The sequence below is a fragment of the Streptomyces sp. SID14478 genome, assembly GCF_010548525.1.
In the GTDB taxonomy this organism is placed as follows: domain Bacteria; phylum Actinomycetota; class Actinomycetes; order Streptomycetales; family Streptomycetaceae; genus Streptomyces.
This window is the reverse complement of record NZ_JAAGMG010001168.1, coordinates 1-1,197: the sequence shown is the minus strand read 5'-3', so window position 1 is coordinate 1,197 and position 1,197 is coordinate 1. Positions and strand designations below refer to the sequence as shown.

Annotated in this window: 2 protein-coding genes and 1 pseudogene; 1 reads left to right on the top strand and 2 read right to left on the bottom strand. The window is 72.8% G+C overall.

The window, feature by feature from the left end:
- A pseudogene (locus G3I40_RS37195) lies at positions 1 to 216 on the bottom strand (hypothetical protein); the annotation flags it as partial.
- Between the two features lie 49 nt (positions 217 to 265).
- Positions 266 to 868: a histidine phosphatase family protein gene (locus tag G3I40_RS37190; protein WP_164559237.1), complete on the bottom strand. Its 603-nt coding sequence runs from the start codon at positions 866 to 868 to the stop codon at positions 266 to 268.
- 145 nt (positions 869 to 1,013) lie between these two features.
- Here G3I40_RS37190 and G3I40_RS37185 point away from each other — a divergent pair.
- Positions 1,014 to 1,197 (top strand): hypothetical protein (locus tag G3I40_RS37185; RefSeq protein ID WP_164559236.1); only part of this gene is annotated, 184 nt, incomplete at its 3' end.

Sequence of the window (1,197 nt, the reverse complement as noted above, 5' to 3'; positions counted from 1 at the left end):
CGGTCGCGGCGCGGCGGGCGCCTGGTCGGGCTCCGCCTCCCGCAGCCGGTGCCCCTGCGGGGTGAGGAAGTGGTCGTGCGGCGGCCGCGGATGCCGGAAGGCCAGCTTCAGCACGACCAGCCGCGCCAGCTGGGCGGCGCTGCCGGCGATCCGTCCCGTCTGCGGATCGGCGGCCTCGATGATGCGCCGCTGCGCGGCGGTCGGCGGTCGGGTCATGGCGCACCTCCTGGCGACGATGGTGCCCGACGGCACTGACAACGACGGGTCAGTTCGCGGGCGGCCGCAGGTTCCAGCCCGAGACGACCGGCCTGCCGTGCTCCGTGCTGAGCCGGCTCACCGTGCCGGTCGCCAGCAGGAAGTGGGAACCGCCCGACGGGGGCAGGCCGAGCCGCCGTGCGGTCAGGACGCGCAGGAAATGACCGTGGGAGACCAGCACGACGCTGCCCTCGTTGTTGGACAGCGCCGCGTCGACCTTGGACAGCATCCGGTCGGCACGCGCGCCCACCTGCTCCGGTGTCTCACCGGGGTGGTCGGGCGGGCCCGGCGGCACACCGTCGTCGAACAGGTACCAGTCGGGTCGGGTGGCCTGGATCTCCCGCGTCGTCACGCCTTCATAGGCGCCGTAGTCCCACTCGCCCAGATCGGGATCGACGGTGAAGCGGTGCAGCCCGGCGAGTTCCGCGGTCTCGCGGGCCCGCTGCATGGGGCTCACGAAGACGGCCCCCACGTGGTAGCTGCCGACCAGCGGCGCCACCCTGCGCGCCTCTTCGCGGCCGTTGTCGGTGAGCGGGATGTCGGTGCGGCCGGTGTGCTGACCGGTCAGCGCCCACTCGGTCTCACCATGTCGGACGAGAAGCAGATCACCCATGGTTCAGCCTGTTCATGAGGACTCGGTACGGATCATGGACATTGTCACCCGAGCCGGGGATCAAGGATTGTCGGACCCGGCCCGTAAGGTCGTACCGGACGTACAGGTGTGAGCCAGGTGAACGGAGAGGGGAGGTGGCGCGGCCGTGCCCGAGTCGCCCGGCGTCGCCCTCGGCGCCGCAGCCGTCTTCCTGCCCGCTCCGCTGCCGCGCGAGGGGAGGATCGCGTTCTGGTCGCCGGACGGGGCGGACCTCCCCGGCGCCGACGGGACGATCACCGTCGTGCGCGCGCACGGTGCGGGCGTGCGCAGCCGCAAGGTGCCCGCGCTCG